This is a genomic window from Planococcus sp. YIM B11945 (assembly GCF_050864155.1).
GTDB lineage: Bacteria > Bacillota > Bacilli > Bacillales_A > Planococcaceae > Planococcus.
Window position 1 is genome coordinate 22619 of sequence record NZ_JBOZWR010000008.1, and the last position, 21638, is coordinate 44256.

The 21638-nt window shown below is 44.3% G+C and carries 25 protein-coding genes; 4 read left to right on the forward strand and 21 right to left on the reverse strand.

Annotation, left to right across the window (positions count from 1 at the left end; genetic code table 11):
* Window positions 1–55: 55 nt before the first annotated feature.
* On the reverse strand, window positions 56–1546 hold the full coding sequence (locus ACRRQV_RS15405) for a leucyl aminopeptidase (protein ID WP_432532472.1): 1491 nt from the start codon (window positions 1544–1546) through the stop codon (window positions 56–58).
* A 150-nt stretch (window positions 1547–1696) separates the two neighbouring features.
* On the opposite strand from ACRRQV_RS15405, the gene ACRRQV_RS15410 reads away from it, so the two are divergent.
* On the forward strand, window positions 1697–2173 hold the full coding sequence (locus ACRRQV_RS15410) for a divergent PAP2 family protein (RefSeq protein ID WP_432532474.1): 477 nt from the start codon (window positions 1697–1699) through the stop codon (window positions 2171–2173).
* Window positions 2174–2214: 41 nt separating this feature from the next.
* On the opposite strand, the gene ACRRQV_RS15415 is transcribed toward ACRRQV_RS15410, so the two are convergent.
* The 6 genes from ACRRQV_RS15415 to ACRRQV_RS15440 form a co-directional block, all read right to left on the reverse strand.
* Window positions 2215–2544 (reverse strand): YuiB family protein, encoded by a 330-nt coding sequence (locus ACRRQV_RS15415; protein WP_432532476.1) that lies wholly within the window; start codon window positions 2542–2544, stop codon window positions 2215–2217.
* Window positions 2545–3148: 604 nt separating this feature from the next.
* Window positions 3149–3277, reverse strand: coding sequence for a YuiA family protein (locus tag ACRRQV_RS15420; RefSeq protein ID WP_432532478.1), 129 nt, complete (start codon window positions 3275–3277; stop codon window positions 3149–3151).
* Window positions 3278–3414: 137 nt separating this feature from the next.
* The gene (locus ACRRQV_RS15425; protein WP_432532480.1) at window positions 3415–3915 is read right to left on the reverse strand and encodes an NUDIX domain-containing protein; all 501 of its coding nucleotides are present in this window, start codon (window positions 3913–3915) and stop codon (window positions 3415–3417) included.
* 56 nt (window positions 3916–3971) lie between these two features.
* Entirely contained in the window at window positions 3972–5186 is a 1215-nt protein-coding gene (locus ACRRQV_RS15430) for an NAD(P)/FAD-dependent oxidoreductase (protein ID WP_432532869.1), read from the reverse strand.
* A 299-nt stretch (window positions 5187–5485) separates the two neighbouring features.
* Window positions 5486–5848, reverse strand: a complete 363-nt coding sequence (locus ACRRQV_RS15435) for a HesB/IscA family protein (RefSeq protein WP_432532482.1) — start codon at window positions 5846–5848, stop codon at window positions 5486–5488.
* 123 nt (window positions 5849–5971) lie between these two features.
* Window positions 5972–6208: a NifU family protein gene (locus ACRRQV_RS15440; protein WP_432532484.1), complete on the reverse strand. Its 237-nt coding sequence runs from the start codon at window positions 6206–6208 to the stop codon at window positions 5972–5974.
* Window positions 6209–6291: 83 nt separating this feature from the next.
* Here ACRRQV_RS15440 and ACRRQV_RS15445 point away from each other — a divergent pair, with 83 nt between their 5' ends.
* Complete coding sequence (locus tag ACRRQV_RS15445; RefSeq protein ID WP_432532486.1) at window positions 6292–6618, forward strand: YuzD family protein; 327 nt, start codon at window positions 6292–6294, stop codon at window positions 6616–6618.
* 36 nt (window positions 6619–6654) lie between these two features.
* Here the strand turns inward: ACRRQV_RS15445 and ACRRQV_RS15450 are convergent, their stop codons facing one another.
* Window positions 6655–7722 carry an NAD(P)/FAD-dependent oxidoreductase gene (locus ACRRQV_RS15450; protein ID WP_432532488.1) on the reverse strand — a complete coding sequence of 356 codons (1068 nt, stop codon included), beginning with the start codon at window positions 7720–7722 and terminating at the stop codon, window positions 6655–6657.
* A gap of 151 nt (window positions 7723–7873) precedes the next feature.
* Between ACRRQV_RS15450 and ACRRQV_RS15455 the strand changes: the two genes are divergently transcribed.
* Complete coding sequence (locus tag ACRRQV_RS15455; RefSeq protein WP_432532490.1) at window positions 7874–8110, forward strand: YuzB family protein; 237 nt, start codon at window positions 7874–7876, stop codon at window positions 8108–8110.
* A 105-nt stretch (window positions 8111–8215) separates the two neighbouring features.
* Here ACRRQV_RS15455 and ACRRQV_RS15460 read toward each other — a convergent pair whose 3' ends face one another.
* The 8 genes from ACRRQV_RS15460 to ACRRQV_RS15495 form a co-directional block, all read right to left on the reverse strand.
* The gene (locus tag ACRRQV_RS15460) at window positions 8216–8980 is read right to left on the reverse strand and encodes a TIGR01457 family HAD-type hydrolase (protein ID WP_432532492.1); all 765 of its coding nucleotides are present in this window, start codon (window positions 8978–8980) and stop codon (window positions 8216–8218) included.
* Entirely contained in the window at window positions 8967–9425 is a 459-nt protein-coding gene (locus tag ACRRQV_RS15465; RefSeq protein ID WP_432532494.1) for a DUF86 domain-containing protein, read from the reverse strand. Before ACRRQV_RS15465 ends, ACRRQV_RS15460 begins: the two co-directional genes overlap by 14 nt.
* An 83-nt stretch (window positions 9426–9508) precedes the next feature.
* Complete coding sequence (locus ACRRQV_RS15470) at window positions 9509–9847, reverse strand: YutD family protein (protein WP_432532496.1); 339 nt, start codon at window positions 9845–9847, stop codon at window positions 9509–9511.
* A 369-nt stretch (window positions 9848–10216) separates the two neighbouring features.
* On the reverse strand, window positions 10217–10333 hold the full coding sequence (locus ACRRQV_RS15475) for a methionine/alanine import family NSS transporter small subunit (RefSeq protein ID WP_432532498.1): 117 nt from the start codon (window positions 10331–10333) through the stop codon (window positions 10217–10219).
* A 15-nt stretch (window positions 10334–10348) separates the two neighbouring features.
* Window positions 10349–11869: a sodium-dependent transporter gene (locus ACRRQV_RS15480; protein ID WP_432532500.1), complete on the reverse strand. Its 1521-nt coding sequence runs from the start codon at window positions 11867–11869 to the stop codon at window positions 10349–10351.
* A 313-nt stretch (window positions 11870–12182) separates the two neighbouring features.
* Window positions 12183–13529 (reverse strand): bifunctional metallophosphatase/5'-nucleotidase, encoded by a 1347-nt coding sequence (locus tag ACRRQV_RS15485; RefSeq protein WP_432532502.1) that lies wholly within the window; start codon window positions 13527–13529, stop codon window positions 12183–12185.
* Window positions 13530–13541: 12 nt separating this feature from the next.
* A complete protein-coding gene (locus tag ACRRQV_RS15490; protein ID WP_432532504.1) occupies window positions 13542–14366 on the reverse strand; it encodes a sulfite exporter TauE/SafE family protein in 825 nt (274 codons plus the stop codon).
* Window positions 14367–15227 (reverse strand): DUF72 domain-containing protein, encoded by an 861-nt coding sequence (locus ACRRQV_RS15495; protein WP_432532506.1) that lies wholly within the window; start codon window positions 15225–15227, stop codon window positions 14367–14369.
* A 155-nt stretch (window positions 15228–15382) separates the two neighbouring features.
* On the opposite strand from ACRRQV_RS15495, the gene ACRRQV_RS15500 reads away from it, so the two are divergent.
* A complete protein-coding gene (locus ACRRQV_RS15500) occupies window positions 15383–16057 on the forward strand; it encodes a DNA alkylation repair protein (RefSeq protein WP_432532508.1) in 675 nt (224 codons plus the stop codon).
* A gap of 152 nt (window positions 16058–16209) precedes the next feature.
* On the opposite strand, the gene sufB is transcribed toward ACRRQV_RS15500, so the two are convergent.
* From sufB to sufC, 5 genes are read right to left on the reverse strand one after another with little or no spacing between them, the layout of a single operon-like run.
* Window positions 16210–17607: a Fe-S cluster assembly protein SufB gene (gene sufB / locus ACRRQV_RS15505; RefSeq protein WP_432532510.1), complete on the reverse strand. Its 1398-nt coding sequence runs from the start codon at window positions 17605–17607 to the stop codon at window positions 16210–16212.
* Window positions 17608–17628: 21 nt separating this feature from the next.
* Window positions 17629–18069 (reverse strand): Fe-S cluster assembly sulfur transfer protein SufU, encoded by a 441-nt coding sequence (gene sufU, locus ACRRQV_RS15510; protein WP_432532512.1) that lies wholly within the window; start codon window positions 18067–18069, stop codon window positions 17629–17631.
* Entirely contained in the window at window positions 18059–19288 is a 1230-nt protein-coding gene (locus ACRRQV_RS15515; RefSeq protein WP_432532514.1) for a cysteine desulfurase, read from the reverse strand. The genes sufU and ACRRQV_RS15515 overlap by 11 nt, the downstream gene beginning before the upstream one ends.
* Window positions 19288–20592: a Fe-S cluster assembly protein SufD gene (gene sufD / locus ACRRQV_RS15520; RefSeq protein WP_432532516.1), complete on the reverse strand. Its 1305-nt coding sequence runs from the start codon at window positions 20590–20592 to the stop codon at window positions 19288–19290. The genes ACRRQV_RS15515 and sufD overlap by 1 nt, the downstream gene beginning before the upstream one ends.
* 18 nt (window positions 20593–20610) lie before the next feature.
* Complete coding sequence (sufC, locus tag ACRRQV_RS15525; RefSeq protein ID WP_432532871.1) at window positions 20611–21396, reverse strand: Fe-S cluster assembly ATPase SufC; 786 nt, start codon at window positions 21394–21396, stop codon at window positions 20611–20613.
* Window positions 21397–21638 lie beyond the last annotated feature (242 nt).

Sequence of the window (21638 nt, forward strand, 5' to 3'; positions counted from 1 at the left end):
ACCACCAGCATCCGCTTGAAAACGGATGCTGGTGGTTTTTGCTTTATAGCCTATTTTATTGTTCTTCCGCCATTCTCTCAACGAGCATTGCCAATGTGCGCACCATAACCCCCGTGCCGCCTTTTGGCCCTAAATCATGAGGCGAATCCGCATCGGAAGTTCCCGCGATGTCCAAATGGATCCACGGTGTTTCTTCCGCAAATTCCCCTACAAAGCCGCCGCCGAAAATCATATGGCCATCGCGCCCTGGCGAGTTGTTCAAATCGGCTACATCACTTTTGCGGATGCGTTTTTTATCGCTTTCCGTAAGCGGCAAGCGCCAGACAAATTCGCCGGTTTCCATTGTCGCTTCCAAAAACGTTTCGAAAAATGCTTCGTCGTTCGTCAACGCGCCGGTTTTGTCTTTGCCGAGCGCTACGATGACGCCGCCGGTCAAAGTTGCCACGTCGACAATATGTGTTGCGCCAAGCTGCTTCGCATACGTAACCGAATCCGCCAGTACCAAGCGCCCTTCTGCATCGGTATTGAGGATTTCAATCGTTTTGCCGCTAAGCGACGTAATGACATCATCTGGTTTAAATGCGTTGCCAGATACCATATTGTCAGTTGAAGCGATAACCGCTACTACGTTTTTCTCCGGCTGCAATTCGCCGATCACTTTCATTGCGCCTAGAACTGCTGCCGCCCCTCCCATGTCGCCTTTCATGCCGACGATGCCGTCTTTCGGCTTCAAGGAATAGCCGCCGGTATCAAAGGTGATGCCTTTTCCGACAAGTGCCAAGGGGTTTTCAAACGCGTCAGTTGCTTTGTACTTCAAGACGATCAAACGCGGTTCTTCGACAGATCCTTGGTTGACTGCAAGGATTGCACCCATGCCAAGTTCTTCAAGTTCTTCTTTTCCAAGAATATCCGTTTCAAAGCCATATTCTTCGCCAAGCTCTTTTGCGTAATCCGCAAGCGCAGTCGCTGTCAGGATATTTCCTGGCATATTGACAAGCGTACGGGCTTCGTTAACTGACTCACCAAACACTTGGCCAATCGTTGCAGATGCTTCCACTTCTTCCGCGTCTTCTTCTGTGATCAAATACAGTGTTTCTACGCTGACGTCTGCTTCATTGGAAGAAGTTTTGTAATCGTCGAAACGGTAAGTACCCATCGCAATGCCTTCTGCAGCCAAGTAGGCCGCATTTTCAGCGGTGATATTATCATTTTGGAACGACTCCAAGTAAATGGCTGCATGTTTGATTTTTTTCTTTGCCAACTCTTTGCCGACTTGGCCAAATGCGGCCCGGATGTCGTCTTCCGTCAGTTTTTTTCGGTCATTCAATCCGACGAATAAAACCCGCGGAATGGAACCGGACAGAACCGGATATGTAGTCAATGATTTTAAGTCGAATGATATATCTTTTGTCCACTCACCAAGCATGCCATTAAAGCGCTCGGAAAATTCCGTCCAGCCTTTTGTATTTTCAGGATGGCGGCTTAGTCCGACAACAACGATTTCCGCTTCCACGTTTTCCATTTGTGCTTGTACAACCAAATTCATAAAAATCCCCCTTTAATTTGCTTTCCTTATCAGTTTATCATGTATTTCGTCCAGCGAGTAGTTCGGATTTCGAAAGAAAATGGTGAAACGACCTGGCCATTTGCTATGTTATACTAGCTTCATAACTTAGTCAGAGAGGATGATTGTTGGATGGAAGTTTTCTCAAATTTGCCTTTGATGGCAGCTCTTTTTGCAATTGTATTTGCCCAGTTCGTTAAAATTCCCATTCAATACATCGTCACACGGAAAGTGGAATGGAAGCTTTTCACATCAACTGGCGGCATGCCAAGCTCACACTCCGCAGCCGTTACCGCATTAACGACTGCCGTCGCCATTGAACACGGAGTGGATTCGACGATTTTTGCGGTTGCCGCTACATTTGCCGTTATCACGATGTACGACGCAACCGGCGTCCGTTTCCAAGCCGGCCAGCAAGCTTTGACAATCAATAAACTGCGGGATGATTTTAATATATTTGTAAACGAAACTATGTCTTGGACACAGAAAAAAGAAGAAGAGAAAATTGCCGAGCTGAAAACGCTGCTTGGCCATAAACCGAGCGAAGTGTTCATGGGGGCCATCACGGGTATTCTTATTTCATTCGCGTTTTATGCTATTTTCAAATAAAAACTGCCAGACCGATTGTTCGGTCTGGCAGTTTTTTTAGTTTAAAACATTTGATAACCCATTTTGCGCAAAATTTTCATGACAAAACCTGAAGTAATGGCTCCGGCAAAACCTGACAACAGCACCGCAATATCGGTACCAGTTAATGAAGTCAATGTATCGCCAAGCATAGAGAACGATTCGCCCGGGTTGGTAAAATAATCAAAAAAGCCGACATCATCGATAATCAGCAAGACCACTATTGGATAAACAATCGCCATAAGCCACGTCATGCGAAGCAGCATATTCAATAAAAAGCCGATCCCGAAAAACATCACGTAAAACAAAAGCATGGAAATAATTAATTGCACAATGGTAATTGAACTGTTCATAAATGCTAACCTCCGATATTCCTTTCATCAGTTTACCCGAAATGCCAAACGCTTTCAATCCAGCAACACAGAGTTCATCGCTTTGTCACTATTGCCAGAAAAGCGGAGGCGGCCATGTAGATTTCGACAGGCATAAGACAAATCGGCGAAGCGGCGCTTTTTGCCGCACAGCCGAGATGGCTTATGACCCCGAGAATCTGGCCGCCGGAGCTGGACAATCAGAAAAGCGGAGGCGGCCGTTTAGGTCCGACAGGCATAAGATAGACCATCGAAGCGGCGCTTTTTGCCGCACAGGTGGATTGGCTTACGTCCCGAGGACCTGGCCGCTGGAGCTGGACAATCAGAAAAGCGCAAGCGGCCATGTAGATTCGACGGGCATAAGACAAATCGGCGAAGCGGCGTTTTTTTTGCCGTACAGCCGAGATGGCTTATGACCCCGAGAATCTGGCCGCCGGAGCTAAACAATGAAAAGCGGACACTAGAACATAATTGCTAAATGGAAGCTTTCCTTAAAAAAATCAGCAAAAAACCTGTATAGAATTATTCTATACAGGTTAATTTGATGTACATACTATTCTACTTTTCTTAATTATTGGCAGCAGGTTTATTTCTTACCAGATCCTGAACAGCAGGAGCACGTTTCTGAACCGCCCAACCGCAATTGGAAATAACCTTTTCCTGCGCAATATGGACATTGATTGGCTGCTGGTTTGGCTACTTTAAAAAGTCTCATCCGAAACACCTCCCTGTTCTTTGTTTGTAATATTCTGATAATATAACACACAGAAAAACATTATGCAAGAATAAAAAAATATATGTAAACGGATACATTATAGAGTTTCTTGGTTTTTCTCTTTTATTCTTCTTTTATCACTGTTTTTTAAAAAATAATTTATAAGCCGTGTAGCCAAAAACCTCGCCAGGATCGACGTCTTCGATCGATTGAAACCCTTCTTCGACTACATACGAAGCCATCTCATGAAGCATGACCGAAACATCTTGGTCCTTGGCTAACTGTTCAGGCGAGAGCCAGGCTGCTTCATATAATTCAGAAAGCTGAACATCGAATGCGCGGCCTTCATCACGGGTTTTCAACAAAAATATCGCCATGTTGTCACTAATTCCTTCACGTATGACGCCTGAGCGAAAGCCAATCATGCCTAGCACTTCACAGTCGATACCGGTTTCTTCTTTGACTTCGCGCACCACTGCTTGGTCGATTGTTTCATTCTGCATGACAAATCCTGCCGGCAGCGACCACTTGCCTTTTAAGCCACCATATCTTTTTTTGACGACTAACCATTCCGATTTTTCATTAACTACTAATCCGGCAGCTGCCAGCCAGACATTGCCGCGCTCTTGTTTTGCCATTTCAAACAACTCCTTTATGTAAAAAAAGCCCCCGTAAACGGGAGCTTTCCTTTGGATTACAATACGTTGAATTTACCTTTTTTCATTACAAGACCTGCTCCGCCGATCATGAACAATGCTCGGTTATCAATCATTTTTTTCATGAATGACGCACGTTTGCCAGTCACTTTCTTGCCGAATACAACGCCAATTGCGTCATCTTCACCAAGCGAGCAGACCGTACCTTTCAAGTCTGGTGTGAAAGGATGTGTTGTTTCGCCTTTAATTAAGGCGTTGATGTTTTTCGCAACCGATTCCCCTTGCTGCATTGCAATCTGTGCAGTCGGTGGATACGGGCGGTTTGTTTCTTCGTTGATCATCAATGCGCAGTCGCCGACTACAAAGACATCAGCAAATCCTGGCGCGCGCAAGTCGCTTTCCACTTTAACGCGGGCACGCATGCTTTCGATTTGGCTTGCTTCTAGAACGCTGCTTCCGCGTACGCCTGCTGCCCAAACCACTGTTCCCGCTTCGATGAATTCAAATTGATCGTCGCCTTTTTTAACTTTAACGCCTTCAGGAGTCGCTTCCACAACCGGAGTTCCAATCGAGAATTCGATGCCTTTTGCTTCCAAGTGCCCAACTGCATAGCTGACAAGTTCGGGATCGAAACCAGGCAATACCATTGGAGCCGCTTCAACACAAACGACACGGACTTTTTCACGTGGAATATCGTATTCTTTGCAAAGCTCAGGCACGCGGTTCGCCAGTTCGCCAAGGAATTCGATGCCCGTGAATCCAGCACCGCCGACTACGATCGTCAAACGGCTGTCGTTTTTAACGTCTTCCGTTGACCATGTAGCGAATTGGTATTCGATATGCTCACGGATATAACGAGCAGCTTTTACGTTGGCAATAGAAAGCGCGTATTTATCAAGGCCTTCGATTCCGAAAGTTTCTCCTTCAAATCCAAGCCCAACGACAAGGTAATCATATGTAAATTCGCCATTGTCAGTTGTTACTTTTTTTCCTACAACATCAATTTCTCCAACAGTCGCTTGAACAAATTTCGTTTTCACGCCGTCAATCACGTCTTTGATATCGTAACGCACTTCTTCTGGAAGCAATGTTCCTGCAGCAGCTTCATGAAGCCATGTGCTTTCGTAATGGTATTCGTTTTTATTGATCAATGTAATATCTGCGGCATCTGTGCCCAGAACTTTTTGCAAGTTTACTACAGTAGTCAAACCACCGTAACCTGCTCCTAATACTAATATTGACGGTCTTTTCAACACAATCGCAACCACCTTCAAGTCAATTTTTAAATCGGAAATGCAAAATGTACAGAATCCACCCGATTCCGATAAACATCTAACTTCTATATTAGACCTTTTACATTGTGATTTCAACTGCTTAAGCCACAATTGGAAGGCTTAACTGCTTGAACGTCAAGCTTCTGACGTAATTGGAAGCTAAGTGTGCAGAGCGACCGAAGCGTTGTGTAAGGAAACCCCTGTGGTTCAACTCATATATAACAAAAAGCCCTTCTCATTGTGAATAAAACCAGTGAGAAGAGCTTTTCCATTGGGCCTTAGCAGTTTTCCGGAGTCCCAGCTTTTTTTGCTGTACGGAAAGAAGTCCCACAGCCGCATGAAGCGATCGCGTTTGGGTTTTCAATCGTGAAGCCCCCGCCCATCAACGACTGCTTGTAATCAACGATGGTGCCGTTAAGTATAGGCGCATCATCTTTTGCCACTAAAATCGGAATGCCAAATTGTTCGTATGCATCATCTGCAGGCGTCTGCTGTTTTTCAAAGCCCATTCCGTATGTCAAGCCGCTGCAGCCGCCGCCTTTTACCGCGACGCGAAGAAACGAACCTTCTTCTTCGTTATGGCGCATCATTTCTTTTATTTGAAAAGAAGCTGCTTCTGTAATTTCTACTACTTGTACCATCCAAATCACTCCCTTAAAAATATGATAGCAGGTAATGATTCCCTGCTTCAAGTGAACGAACTCGGCTGGAAACGCTCTAATTTTTTCATACATAAAAAGGGACCTATAAAAGGTCCCTTGGCATTAAAATACTTGTTCTACTTCTACAACGCCAGGAACTTCTTCCATTAACGCGCGTTCAATACCTGCTTTTAATGTAATTGTCGAACTTGGGCAGCTTCCGCATGCGCCGAGCAGACGAAGTTTTACAATTCCATCTTCCACGTCAACAAGTTCACAGTCTCCTCCGTCACGCAAAAGGAATGGACGCAATTTATCTAAGACTTCCATTACTTGATTTTCCATCATAGCTTCAGTCATTTATATCGACTCCTTTCATTATAATCATTATAATGTGATTAGATGGAAAAAGCCACTAATGAATTCACAGGAGGTTTACGATTATGCCGAAAGAATTATCGATTGAAGTTTACGGAACTGAGGTAATTTGTGCGAGCTGTGTAAACGCGCCGTCTTCGATTGACACGTATGAATGGCTTGAAGCGGCGATTTCACGGAAATACAAAGACCAGCCGTTTTCAATTACGTATATCGACATTGAGAAACCGCAAACCGAACCGCATCAAAAAGATTATGCCGAACGCATTTTGGAAGACGAATTTTTCTACCCGCTAGTCCTTGTTGAAGGCGAAGTGGTCGGCGAAGGCTATGTGCAGTTAAAGCCTGTTTATAAAGAACTTGAAAAACACGGTTTTGTAGCCGCTGAATAAAAAACGGCCAGTTCAAAAGTGAACTGGTCGTTTTTTTCAGCCATTATGCCATTTGTACATCCATAATACGCCCGACTTCATCAAACGGGCAATACGTCCGGTTACGGTGCGGTCTGCCAAATAAGCAAATCCTTGCTTTTTGCCGAGTGATCCAAGGAAGCCTTTCAGCTTGATCTCGGGCATCGTCTCAGGAAGCGGTTCGCTTCTCCAAGTCGCTTTCAGCACTTTGACGATTTGCTCGGCTTGTTCTTCTGCGAGCTGCGCAGAAGGCGACATCGGCAATGCTGCACAGTCCCCTACAATATAGACATGCTCATCGCTCGGAAGCTGATGGTATTGGTTGATGACAACGCGTCCGCTATTGTCAGTCTCAAGGCCAAGGTTACGCACCGGCTTGACCGGCTGGATCCCAGCTGTCCAAACAACGGCGTCCACGGGAATGGTTTCTTCGTGGTTATACAGCATTTTCGGTTCTACTTTTGTAATGTTGGAGCTTGGTATCACTTCAACGTTATTGCTTTCAAACCATTTCTTCACAAAATTGCTCAAGCGCTCTGGAAAATCGCGCAAAATCCGCGGGCTGCGGTCAAACAATTTAATGTTCAAGTCTTTGCGGCTTTCCCGCAGTTCACTGGCCAATTCGATTCCACTTAGTCCAGCACCTACGACGCCGACAACTGCTCCCGAAGGCAAGCCTAAAAGAGTTTGATAGGTTTGGCGTGATTTCCCGATTGTTTGAATGCTGTACGTGAATTCTTCAGCACCAGGTACGTTATGGTATTTGTCTTCACAGCCAAGCCCGATCACCAAATCATCATAGGCGACCCGTTCCCCGTTTTCCATAAAGATGCATTTTTCTTCGAGGCCGATTTCCAAAATCTCACCGTGAACAATAGTCAAACGGTCATGTTCCGGAAATGGCACGCGGACTTCATGATCGGATTCCGTGCCAGCAGCAAGCGCGTAAAATTCCGTTTTCATGCTGTGGAACGGAGTGCGGTCGATTAATACGATTTCCCAATCGAGCGGTAAATTGTTTGGCAACAAACGCAGCAATATCCGCATATTGCCATATCCTCCACCAAGTAAGACTAATTTTTTCATAAAAATCTCCTTTGTTTATCTACTGTCTACATGTTTTCTCATGTTTGAGTATAGCTGATTGTGATAACTTTCACAATATCTTTGAATAAAATCAATTAATTGACTCCGTACTGAAAAAAGAGTAGGATTTCAAAGTAGTGAGGTGAGCGAAATGAATCCAATCGTTGAATTTTGCGTCAGCAATATTGCCAATGGCGCACAGGATTCTTTTGAAAAACTAGAACGGGATCCGAATTTGGATGTCTTAGAATATGGCTGTTTAAGTTACTGCACCAAATGTGCAGAGTCCCTATATGCTTTGGTCAACGGTGAAATTGTCGAAGCGGATACACCGGAAGAATTAACACAAAAAGTTTATGATTTTATTGAAGAAAACCCATTGTTTTAAGCCGTTGAAAAACGGCTTTTTTTTTATTTAAAGAGGCTGGCATAAATGCACCGGCCTCTTTTGCGTTTAAAGGAAGAATATTTCTAGTAGTCTATACCCCAATTTCTAAACCTTATACATACTGAGATTCTCTAAAACATATGTAGGCTGTACACTTTTTTTCAGGACGTCTTCCATCGACGTCACACCCGTATTGACGTGAATCGTATCGATGCCAAAGTTGATTCCCACTTGGATATCCGTGTCGTAATTATCGCCGATCATCACCATTTCGCTCTTATCAAAGCCATAGTCCAGCATAATCGTTTCAAGCATATGTATTTCCGGCTTGCCAATGAAAACCGGTTCAATGCCTGTCGAAGCCGCAACGAGCGCTGTGTAAGCGCCGTTGCCAGGAATCAGCCCTTTTTCAGAAGGAAAAGCCAAGTCTCCGTTCGTAGATAAAAAAGCGGCGCCATTTCGGATTTCCAGGCAAGCCTTTGCCAGCTTGTCGTAATTGATGTCGCGGTCAATTCCCATTAGGACAACATCTGCATTTTCTGTTACCAGCTCCACCCCTTCTTGCAGCAGCGACTGCTCCAATCCGGCAGATCCAATCATGTAAACCGTTTGGCCGGGATACCAGCGCTTGACGTATTTCGCTGCAGCGATGGCTGATGAAATAATGCGCGGCTCTTCGGCTTTAACGCCAAAATGCGCCAGTTTATCCGCCAATTGCTTTTGCGTCATTGAAGCATTGTTCGTCACAAAAAACGGCTCGATTCCATTTTCCTGCAACGCTTCGATAAATTCAATCGCTTCAGGAATAGGGTCTGTCCCCCGGTAAACCGTTCCATCAATATCCAAGCAATACGCTTTATAATTTTTCATTTAGATCCTCCGGAATAAACGCGGATACTGGACCTAGTTCATGGACCAAATAATGCTCCACTTTTGGGCCGAACTGGTTTAATTCGTTCAAGCTCTCGTTTAATACCGCTTGCAGTTTCTCGTGATCCGCTTTCATGAACTCGCGTACGAGCATCTTGCGCAAGGAAATCACTTGTTTTAACGGACCATCCATTTCCGGAGTGATGACTTTCTCATCTGTTAAAATATCGATGATGTCGTCGTAGCTTCCTGGGTCACGCATGATAAAGCCGTCGATCATCGTATTTCCGACATCAATAATCGATTCCACCACATTATGTGCCAAGCGTTCTAACGCCAATTGGTCTTCAAGTGAAGTCCAACTCTCTTTTTCTTTATAAAGGTTCAATAGCGAATTCATATAAGCAACCGTTTCGGTAATTTTGGATCGATCAATAAAGTACATAATTTCTCCTCCGTTTTTCTTGTCTACCCCTCGGGTTTATTCCTCTTTATCATATCATACGACTCAAAAAAACCCTCGGCGGACTATGCGTCCGTTTCGAGGGTCTCTTCTTGTACAACTTCTTGTACTGGTTCAGGTTCGCGTTCTGCTTTTCCAACTTTTTGAATAACAAAATAAGCGCAGCCAAAATTACAATATTCGTATAGATAATCTTGCAGTGTGCTGATTTTAGTATCGTAGGTCGCTTTTTGGTTGGTGTCTTCAAAAAAGCCTTTCAACCGAAGCTGGCCATAGCCCCAATCCCCAAGAATAAAATCATATTTCGACAAAATTTCGCTATACCGGTTGGTCAATGCTTCTTCTTGAAACCCTTCCCGGTAATCGGTGATTATTTCGTAATTCCACTGATCAATTGTTATCATAGTTTCCACCATCCATTAGCTGTTCAAAGCAGCTATTTGTAAACTTCTTCGCCACTGCCGTTCCTTTGCCGCCGCATTCGGCAGACTGCCTCTATATTATGATGCAAAATGTCCAATTTTGCATCCATCAAACGTTCCAAGTTTTCAGATCAATTCCAATAGCAGTAGGCAAACTTCAATGGCCGTAAACGGATTTTCCATTTGACCGATCGGACCGTCTCCGCGAACATCGCAGAGCCGCCGCCTTTTCAATCTTCTCGCGCTCCCAATGTACCATAAACTCGCTTCTTCCCACAAGTCATTGGGAAATTTATCCACAACTTCATATGAAAACCCTCAGGAGTTTTTGCTCCTGAGGGCCACAGTTTCTTATACGCTGCTTTTTGCTTTTCTGCTTGTGCTGACGGCGTGGATAATACTCGCTACTAAACCGCCCCAAATGATGACCATACCGATAATCATAACTACGATTGCGCTTGTCGACATCGTATAATCCCCCTTTTATTCTTCTTCTTTAAATTGCGCATAATCTTTATGCCATTTTCCGAAGGACGCCAGTACACCAAAAATGATGGCCGCTGCTGCAACCGATACTCCAGTTGAAAGAATAAACATATCGGTATATCCTTCGTAGTTTCCAGTTTCTGTATCAAATTGTTGCAAAATATTGGTTTTAAACAAACCGAACATCATGTAGCCGAGGACTATTGGCGTTACGATGCCTAAGCAGAATTTCCACCAGCCCCCAAGGCGGATATCGGAAATTCCATTGGCGTGCTCGCGCAGCATATTCGCTTTGCGGAACACCCATACCACTAAAACAACTTCTACTAAACCAATGAAAGCAACCCCAAATTGGTTGATGAAGTAATCGATTACATCAAGGAAATACAAACCGCCTTGAGTAGCAAATAAAATTGAAATCAATGCAGCTAACCCGCCGCCGAAAGCTAATGACTTGTTGCGGGTAATGCCGAACTTTTCTGAAACACCGGCTACGTAAGTTTCAGTAATGGAGATCAAGGACGTTAATCCGGCAAGAGTCAATGATAGGAAGAAGAACGCGCCAAACAGTCCATTAAATCCTGGGAACTCATTGATGATCTGCGGGAATACAACGAATGCCAGCCCTACACCAGCTGTAGCTACATCAGAAACTGCCACACCCGATTGGTTTGCCATGAACCCTAATGCTGCAAAAATCCCGATTCCAGCAAGCAATTCAAATGCTGAGTTGGCAAATCCAGTAATAAACGCATTGTTTGTCAGATCCGATTTTTTCGGAAGGTAACTTGCATAAGTGATCATAATTGCGAATGCCACCGATAAACTAAAGAAAATGTGCCCGTAAGCCGCAACCCAAACCGACGGGTCCATAATGGCATCGAAATTCGGTTTGAAGAAGGCGTCAAGCCCCATCATTGCGCCATCTAGAGTTACAGCGCGCAAAACGACCGCTAGGAAAATCACGACAAGCGTCGGGATGAAAATCCGGTTCGCCACTTCAATTCCCTTTTTAACTCCGGCAAACAAAATTCCAAGCGTAATGACCCAAGTGATGGCGAGTGGAATAAATACGCCCCATACAATGCTGCCCGTTTGTCCTGGCTGCACCGTTAAATGCAGAAAGTCATTGAACAAGAATCCTTCTGTGTCTGTTCCCCAGGCTTGATTGAATGAGAAAATGGTATAGCGAATCGACCAGGCGATAATGACAGCGTAATAACAGGAAATGAAAAACGACACAAACACTGCCCACCAGCCAAGCCATTCCATTTTTTTGCCGGTCATTCTAAAGAATGATAATGGCGCCGATCCACGAAACTTTTGTCCAATGGTGAATTCCATGATTAAAATTGGGATTCCTGCTGTGAGCAGAGCGAATAAGTACGGTATAAAGAATGCTCCTCCACCATTTTCATAAGCGACGTACGGAAAACGCCAAATGTTTCCTAGCCCTACTGCGGAACCGATTGCAGCCATGACAAACCCGGCCCTTGTCCCCCATTGCGAACGTTCCATCTTTTTTCCCCCTTGGCCAACTTCCATATTTCTAACAGAAAAATAGGAAGTTTGTTTATTTTCAGATTATTAACTAATCTAAAAATAGTATACCGAGGGGAACTAATAAAGTAAAGATGAATTATTGAAAAAATGCATAAATTATCCTCTGCATAATAAAAAGCGAAGAATCAACTTCTTCGCTTCCCTAAACACCTTTGATATCAACGACTTTTATTATTTATAATCTTTTTTGTTTAAAAAAGAATAGTATTAGTAAAATATTTATCTTTGGTAAATATACAAACTGTCGGTTGCTACTAGTCTAATAAGATCATTTTTTTATGGCCTTGCTCTGAAAAAACTGGCTGAAAACATCCCGAAGAAATTCCGGCATAAAATACGTTTTCGGCGCTCTTTTTAACGCTGGAAAAAAATAACCGAACGTGAATAAATCCAGCGTAATCAGCCGGTACAGTTGATCAGACAAAACCAGTTCACCGTTGACATAAAGCCTATGCCCTTCTAATTTCATATTGGCATGAATAATTTTCCCAAAAATTGCCCCTCGGAAACCCAATCCTTTTAATTCGATATGCGGCCATTCCTCGTTTAACGATTGCAAGTATATTTCTTTTAGCTCGGCCCCTGTGAGCTCGATCAAACATGGGTTAATCGGATGCGGCAGCAATTTATGGAAATCGTAGCGGGTCATTTCCCCTTCTTGCATATCGCCCATGAAAATGCCTGCGTTAAAAAGGGCACAATCCGCTTGAGCAAATTCAATCAAAGCCTGGCCAAAAAGCTCGGACATCATAGAATCCTTGAACCATTCAGCTTTCAATTTTTCTTCATTATAAAAAATCGGAGCCATCAGCTGTTCTTTGCCTTTCTTAACCAAGCACTCATCAAATGACTCATCGGGGTTGCGCAGGCTGGAAGTTTCAATCAAATCGGCTTTTTTATGCTTCAAGGAATTTTCGATGGTCACGTGTCCAATATAAGCACCAAATTTACCGGCAGCCCCAAGAAGCGTATTTCCGATCATTTTGCCTTCATGGAATATATGGTGCGTATGGGCACCAAGGATCACGTCTATGTCCGGGCATACTTCTGCGAGCAGTTCATCTTCTTTTACGCCAAGGTGCGACAAACAAATGATTAAATCTGTTTGCCCTTTAATATCTTCTACCGCCTGGATGATTGCTTCTTTGCCGTCGCTGATCTTCCAGCCAAGGCGCTTATAAAACGGGGTAAATTCGGCGGTCGCACCAACGAGTCCAATTTTCACGCCGCCTTTTGTTTCAATAATATGGTAAGGTTTCGCCCAGCTTGGCACTGCGCCATCAGCGTCTTTTAAATTGCCGACAATGACGTCGAAATCGGCTTGGACATACAGTTCCCCCAGTTCTTCTTTGGACAGCGTAATGCCTTCGTTATTACCGATTGTTGCAGCATCGTAGCAAGCGTCGTTGAGCAACTCAACATTGCCTTTTCCTGCCGTCCCTTCAGAAAAAGGATGGGAACGGTCGACGTGATCGCCAATATCTAGGATCAAGCAGAAGTCCCCTTCTTCTTCGTGCCACCTTTTGCGCTCCGTCAATAAAGCTTTAATGCTCGGCCAGTTGGTGAAGTGGCTATGCAAATCATTTGTATGATAAATGTGAATGGTCTCGCTCATGAAAACACCTCTTTAACTGAATAACCCTTCGTATATGGAACGCACGCCCAAAACCAATAACGCCAATCTCAAAATGACGACCAATGTATCGGAATTGAGTTTTTTGTTTAATGCCGCCCCGATTTTCGCCCCAACATAAGCGCCCGGCACGACGGCAATTGTATACATCCACGGCACATTGCCGAGAGAAATATGGGTGATCGAGTTGACAATGGAGGATAAGAAAACCATGAACATCGATGTTCCAATCGCGACATGCGGAGGAAATAAAAACAGCAAGATCATAGCGGGAACAATCATCGAGCCCCCTCCAATGCCAAACAATCCGGAAGCAAAACCGATGCCAAACGTCAGCAGCATGGCAAACCAGATCGGGTAGCCATATACGTATTCTTTGTTTTCTTTGTCAACGAACGTCGTTTTCATTCCATGGTCGACAAACCAATGGACAGTTTTTAGCCGATCCCGAACCAATAGCAAAATCGCCAAAAGAACAAGCAAAATTCCAAAATACAAATTGAAAGACGGCAAATCAAGATTTTTGTTGACGAATGCCCCGATGACGGTGCCCGGTGCACTTCCGATAAAAAAGATAAAGCCGCTTCGGTAATCAACTGTTTTAACTTTCATATAAGAAAGTGTTGAAGACAGTCCGGTAAAAATCATCATGACTACCGATAAACCGACGATTTTCTGCGGCGACAAATCTGGGAAAGAAGCGACAGCTGTTCCGAGGAACAATAGCGATGGCACGAGGATGACACCCCCACCAAGGCCAATGAGCGCTCCAACAATCCCTGAAAATAACCCAACAATCGCCACAAGAACAAAATCCACTTAAAATCCTCCTTCAAACAAATCCATTTGTTTCGGCGCCAAGTTATCGTATTCCAAGCTGTTCAACGCTTTAAACGCTTTTGCGTTTCCTGCAGCATGGCCGCCGGAATTGTTATTAAAAATTACGTAGACATTTTCGGTTGTCTCACTCAGGCTATTAACCGCCCTGCTGATTTCCGCTAATTCTTCTTTGTTGTAATCATACAAATAACGCACTTCGCGCCATTTCTGGCCATGCCCAGGGCTGAGCCAGCCGTGGACATTGCGGCCGTGCAGGCGCAGCAAGACTTTGTCTCCCCGCGTCGATATCGGCACAAGCGGAATTGATCCATCGCCTGCCTGCGGTTCATCGCAAACCGAATGGATTAAATTGTTTTCCCGCAAAAACTCCAAAGTTTTTTCACGAAGCTCCGGTGCATACCACGATTGATGGCGAAATTCGATCGCCAAATCAAATTCCTTCAGCTTTTCCGTAATTCCCCGGATTTGATCAACGTTTTCTTTTTTGCAATCAAACCATGGCGGAAATTGGAGAAGCACCATCGCCAATTTGCCGGCTTCTTTTAATGGCCGAACCGATTTGATGTACGCTTCGAACATCGCTTCGTCACTTTCAAACGGATTTTCACCGCGCTGGTGCCCGGTCATCCCTTGATACGCTTTGACAATAAACTGAAAACCATCCGGCGTTTCATTGATCCATTTTGTAATGTTACGCTCTGGCTGCACCGCATAAAAGGAAGAATCCAATTCCACAATGGGAAAATGGGCACTGTAATCGATTAACCGTTCGGTTTTTTTAGAACCTGGGCTATAGACATCCGGATGGTCTCCCCATCCCGTTAATCCGATAGAAATCATCAAATCGCCTCCAACTTTCACTGTTTGTTTATGATAGCATCGTTTGCCTTTTATCGACGCGCAAAGCAGCGTATATGAAAAAACAGGTTTGTAATGTCCGTTCCTTTCCTTTAATGCTACACTTTTCTCAGAAGACTTTCTAGGAGGAACTCATGATGCCAAAAGATTGGAACAATGAAGGAATTATTGAAAAATTTGAAGCGCACCAAAATGCAGAAAACGCTGGGCCAATGGCAGCGTATATGAAAAACCAGTTTCCTTTTCTCGGCATCAAAAGCCCGGAACGAAAACACCTTCTTAAAGAACATTTCACTGAATACGCCTTGCCTAAACCTGAACTGCTTTTTGAAGAAGCATGGAAGCTTTATCGCCTACCGGAACGCGAATATCAATATGCAGCACTCGCCCTCATGGAAAAAATGAAAAAGCTGCTGGGATTCGGTGATTTTCCGCAACTGCAGCTTTTTATCGAAACAAAATCCTGGTGGGATTCTGTCGATACAATCGCTCCTCACTTGGTGGGATCCCTCGTAAAACAAGACCGGGAACAAGGCAAACAAATTATGCTTGAGTGGTCGGAAGCGCCCAACATGTGGACAAACCGGGCCGCGATCCTTCATCAGCTTAAGTTCAAAAACGAAACCGACGCGAACTTATTGGCAGACATTTGTTTGAAGCATTCAGATTCAAGCGAATTTTTCATTCAAAAATCAATCGGCTGGGCGCTGCGCGAATATGCCAAATCCAATCCGGAATTTGTTCGAACCTTCGTTTCTTCCCACCCGCTAAAACCGTTAAGCAGACGAGAAGCATTGAAGCATATTCAATAGACAGGAAGTTTGGATAGCCTTCTAGTTACAGTTTTAGCGGAGTTATTTTGCGGAGTATCCGCCACTTAGCAACAATTAAGTTCAACTTATATAAATTTTTTCAACAAAATGAAAAACCCGGCGCAAGTTGCGCCGGGTTTGTTTTATTGCGATTAACCGATTGAACCTTCCATTTCGAACTTGATGAGGCGGTTCATTTCGACCGCATACTCCATCGGAAGTTCTTTTGTAAATGGTTCGATAAAGCCCATTACGATCATTTCTGTCGCTTCTTGTTCAGAAACCCCACGGCTCATCAAGTAGAACAACTGCTCTTCGGATACTTTCGAAACTTTCGCTTCGTGCTCCAATGACACGTTGTCGTTCAAGATTTCGTTGTAAGGAATTGTATCAGAAGTAGACAAGTTATCCATGATCAATGTATCGCATTCGATGTTCGAACGCGCGCCATCAGCTTTGCGGCCGAAACGGACGATTCCGCGGTACGATACTTTCCCGCCTTGTTTCGAAATGGATTTCGAAACGATGGAAGAAGAAGTATTCGGAGCCAAGTGAATCATTTTCGCGCCAGCGTCTTGGTGTTGGCCTTTCCCTGCAATTGCAATGGAAAGAGTCATGCCGCGGGCGCCTTCTCCGCGAAGGTAGACAGCAGGGTATTTCATTGTCAATTTCGAACCGATGTTGCCATCAATCCATTCCATTGTTCCGTTAGCGTCAACAAATGCGCGTTTCGTAACAAGGTTATAGACGTTGTTTGCCCAGTTCTGGATTGTTGTGTAGCGGCAATAAGCATCTTTTTTCACAACGATTTCAACTACTGCTGAGTGAAGCGAGTTGGTTGTGTAAACGGGAGCTGTACAGCCTTCTACATAGTGAACGCTTGCGCCTTCATCTACGATGATCATTGTGCGCTCGAATTGGCCCATATTTTCCGAGTTGATGCGGAAATACGCTTGAAGCGGCGATTCCACTTTGATGCCTTTTGGCACGTAAATGAATGATCCACCGGACCATACGGCTGTGTTAAGTGCAGCGAATTTATTGTCAGCAGCAGGAATAACCGTTTGCCAGTATTCTCTGAACAAGTCTTCGTTTTCACGAAGCGCGGCATCTGTATCTTTAAAAACGATGCCCATGTCTTCAAGTTCAACTTTCATGTTGTGGTAAACCACTTCGGATTCATACTGGGCAGAAACACCCGCCAAGTATTTTTGTTCTGCTTCAGGAATGCCCAGTTTGTCAAATGTCGCTTTGATTTCTTCTGGCACTTCATCCCATGAAGTTTGGCTCGCTTCAGATGGTTTTACGTAATACGTAATTTCATCAAAGTTAAGCGCCCCCAAATCGCCGCCCCATTGTGGCATTGGCATTGAGTAGAACAATTTCAACGCTTTTAAACGAGATTCGAGCATCCACTCGGGCTCGTTTTTGATACCGGAAATTTCTCTAACGATATCTTCTGTCAGTCCACGAGCAGATCGGAAAACCGATACATCTTTGTCATGGAAGCCATATTTATAATCACCGATTTCTGGCATTTTTTTCGCCATCGTCGTTCCTCCGTTCTTGTATTACGATTTGCGTTCGCTTTGCACGCCTTTTTCCATGGCTTTCCATGCAAGCGTTGCGCATTTGATCCGTGCCGGAAACTGGGAAACACCTTGAAGGGCTTCAATATCCCCTAAGTCAATTGTATCATCATACTCTTTGCCAAGCATCATATCCGAGAAGATATGCGAAAGCTGAAGAGCCGTATCGACATCTTTTCCTTTTACCGCTTGCGTCATCATAGAAGCAGATGCCATCGAAATGGAACAGCCTTCTCCGTCGAATTTTGCATCTTTTACGATGCCTTCTTCAACGTGCAGCGTCAATTGGATACGGTCGCCGCATGTCGGGTTGTTCATTTCAATGTTTACGCTATTAGCATCAAGGGTCCCTTTGTTTCTCGGTGTTTTATAATGGTCCATAATTACTTGGCGATAAAGTTGGTCTAAGTTTTTAGAAGACATCACTGAAATACTCCTTTGCTGAACGCAAGCCTTCTACAAGACGGTCGATATCCGACTCGTCGTTATAAACGTAGAAACTAGCGCGGGCTGTGGCTGTGCATTGCAGCCATTTCATAAGCGGTTGTGCACAATGGTGGCCAGCGCGTACTGCTATGCCGCTCATATCAAGAACCGTTGCTACGTCATGCGGGTGGACATCGGCTAAGTTGAAGGTCACGATGCCTGCCCGTTTTTCAGGATCAGTCGGTCCGTAAATTTGAAGGCCGCCGATTTCGCCCATGGCGTTCATGGCATAAGCCGCCATTTTGTGCTCGTGCTGTTCGATTTCGTGCAAACCGATTTCATTTAAGAAATCGATCGCTGCACCCAATCCAACCGCGCCTGCAATAATTGGCGTTCCGCCTTCAAATTTCCATGGCAATTCTTTCCACGTCGAATCATACAATCCAACAAAATCGATCATTTCTCCGCCGAATTCAACAGGTTCCATGTTGTTCAACAAATCTTTTTTGCCATATAAAACGCCAATTCCGGTCGGTCCACACATTTTATGGCCGGAAAAAGCAAAGAAATCGCAATCCAGTGTTTGAACATCGATTTTCAAGTGCGGAGCCGCTTGTGCCCCGTCTACCACCATGACCGCGCCATGTTCATGCGCAATTTGCGTCACTTCTTTGATCGGGTTCATCGTTCCTAAAACGTTGGAAACGTACATCATGGAAACAATTTTTGTCCGTTCCGTAACAGCGGCGCGGACTTGCTCTAATGAAATAGTTCCATCAGGATTTAAATCAATATATTTAAGAACAGCGCCGCGTTCTTTCGCCAATTGCTGCCACGGAATCACGTTTGAGTGGTGTTCCATGTACGTAATGACGATTTCGTCCCCTTCATTAACATTTGCTCTGCCATAGCTTTGGGCAACCAAGTTCAAAGCGGTTGTCGTGCCGCGAAGAAAAATCACTTCTTCGGTAGAGTCAGCGTTGATGAATTTCCGGACTTTTTCACGTGCGCCTTCATACATATCCGTTGCTCGGTTACCGAGGGTATGGACCCCGCGGTGGACATTGGCATTATCAAATTCATAGTAATGCGTCAATGCTTCAATAACTTGGACTGGTTTCTGCGACGTTGCTGCACTGTCTAAATAAACCAGTGGGTGTCCATTCACTTCTTGGTCGAGTATAGGGAAATAACTTTTGATTTCTCGATTCATCATTAGCGGACTTTCCTTTCGATAACCTCCGTCAATTGCTTTTTAACGCCTTCAATTGGCAGTACGTTTACAACCGGTGCCAAGAAACCGTGTATAACAAGACGTTCAGCTTCTTGTTTTGTAATTCCGCGGCTCATCAAATAGAACAATTGCAACGGATCCACGCGCCCTACAGAAGCAGCGTGCCCTGCAGTTACATCATCTTCATCGATCAAAAGAATCGGGTTTGCATCGCCGCGTGCTTGCGGGCTTAACATTAAGACACGTGACTCTTGTTCTGCGTTCGATTTGGTCGCCCCGTGTTCGATTTTTCCGATACCATTGAAAATGGAAGAAGCGGAATCCTTCATTACACCGTGTTTCAGAATTTGCCCATCGGAATTTTTGCCCCAATGAACCACTTTTGTCGTGAAGTTCTGTTTCTGTGAACCTCTTCCTACTACTACTGTTTTGGTATCGCCTGCTGAGTTGTCTCCAATAAGATGAGTCACATTCTCAGAAATCGTGTCGCCGTCGTTCATCAAGCCTAGTGCCCATTCGATGCGTGCATCGCGGGCAACAACGCCGCGGCGGTTTACGTAAGTCGTAAAGCCTTCCGCAAGAACATCAACTGCGCCATACGTGATATGCGCATTGTCTTCAGCGAAAACTTCAGAAACAATATTTGCCAATCCTTTTGCATGCGGAACTGTTGATAGGTAGTTTTCAACGTAGGTCACTTTGCTGCTCTTGTCAGCCACGACCATAACGTGGTTGAACAAGGAAACTTCTTCATCATCGTGAATGAACACAACTTGAACCGGCTCTTCAATTTCCACATTTTTTGGAACGTAGAGGAATACGCCGCCGTTCAAAAGGGCTGCGTGAAGAGCTGTCAATTTGTGTTCTTCCGCTTTGACTGCTTCTTTCATGAAGTATTTTCCAACAAGCTCGCTGTGTTCGCGGATTGCTGTGAAAATATCCGTCAAAATAACGCCTTTTGTTTTCAACTCTTCTGAAAGAGACAAATATGCGGGTGTATTATTGTGCTGAATGTACAGGTTCTTTTGTTCCAAGTCGACAATCGACTTCACGTCTTCAGGAAGCTCGTCCAATGATGTATACGTGGAGCTTTCTGTCGCATGAACAGGAAATTCTGTAAAATTCCAGTTCGTGATTTTCGTTTTATCCGGCTTTGGCAACGGCAATACCGCTGCTGCAGCCAATGCCTGCACGCGCAGTTCAGTAAACTCTTCAGGTTCCCTTTTAGAAGCCGAGAAGGAGCGCACTTCCTGCTCGGTCATTTTCATGTTCGTTTCAACCGTCACGTTAGTCTCCCCTTCCAATTATGCTTCTTGTCCTACGGTCTCGTCTTCAATTCCGAGTTCCGCTTTGATCCAGTCGTAGCCTTCTGCTTCAAGTTTGTGAGAAAGTTCTTCTCCGCCTGATTTAACAACGCGTCCTTGCATCATTACGTGAACATAATCAGGTGTAATGTAGTTTAACAAACGTTGGTAGTGAGTGATGATCAAGCAGCCGAATTCTTCGCCTCTCATTTGATTGACACCTTCTGCCACAACTTTCAATGCATCGATATCAAGTCCGGAGTCAATTTCATCTAAGATGGCAAACGACGGTTTGATCATCATCATTTGAAGGATTTCGTTGCGTTTCTTTTCCCCGCCTGAGAATCCTTCGTTCAAATAGCGTTGTGCCATTTCTTCTTCCATATCTAAAACTTCCATTTTTTTATCCAATTCACGGATAAATTTCATCAATGATATTTCATCGCCTTCTTCGCGTCGAGCGTTCATTGCTGAGCGCATAAAGTCAGCGTTTGTTACGCCTGAAATTTCGCTTGGGTATTGCATGCCCAGGAAAAGACCAGCGCGAGCGCGTTCGTCAACTTCCATCTCCAGCACATCTTCACCGTCTAATAGAATGCTCCCTGAAGTAACTGTATATTTAGGATGCCCCATGATAGCAGAAGCTAGAGTAGACTTGCCTGTTCCGTTCGGCCCCATGATTGCATGGATTTCACCAGTTTTAATAGTTAAGTTTACACCTTTTAAAATCTCTTTTCCTTCGATTTCAACGTGCAAATCTTGAATAACCAAAGTTGACATGTATATACCTCCATAAAGTTAATTTTGAATGGCGAACCATTCTTAATTAGTATCATTCTAATCTTAACCGAAATGGACCTTAGTAGCAAATCTTTAAACCGGAACGCAAGATGAGAATAAAACATTTTAAAATACAGTGTTTTCAACGGACCAACCTCTGATTCAAGCTGCATTTATCCCTTGTTTTTATTTTCAATGAATGAACACTAACTGAGAATACATATCAATAAAAAAAAGCCAATGCCTAT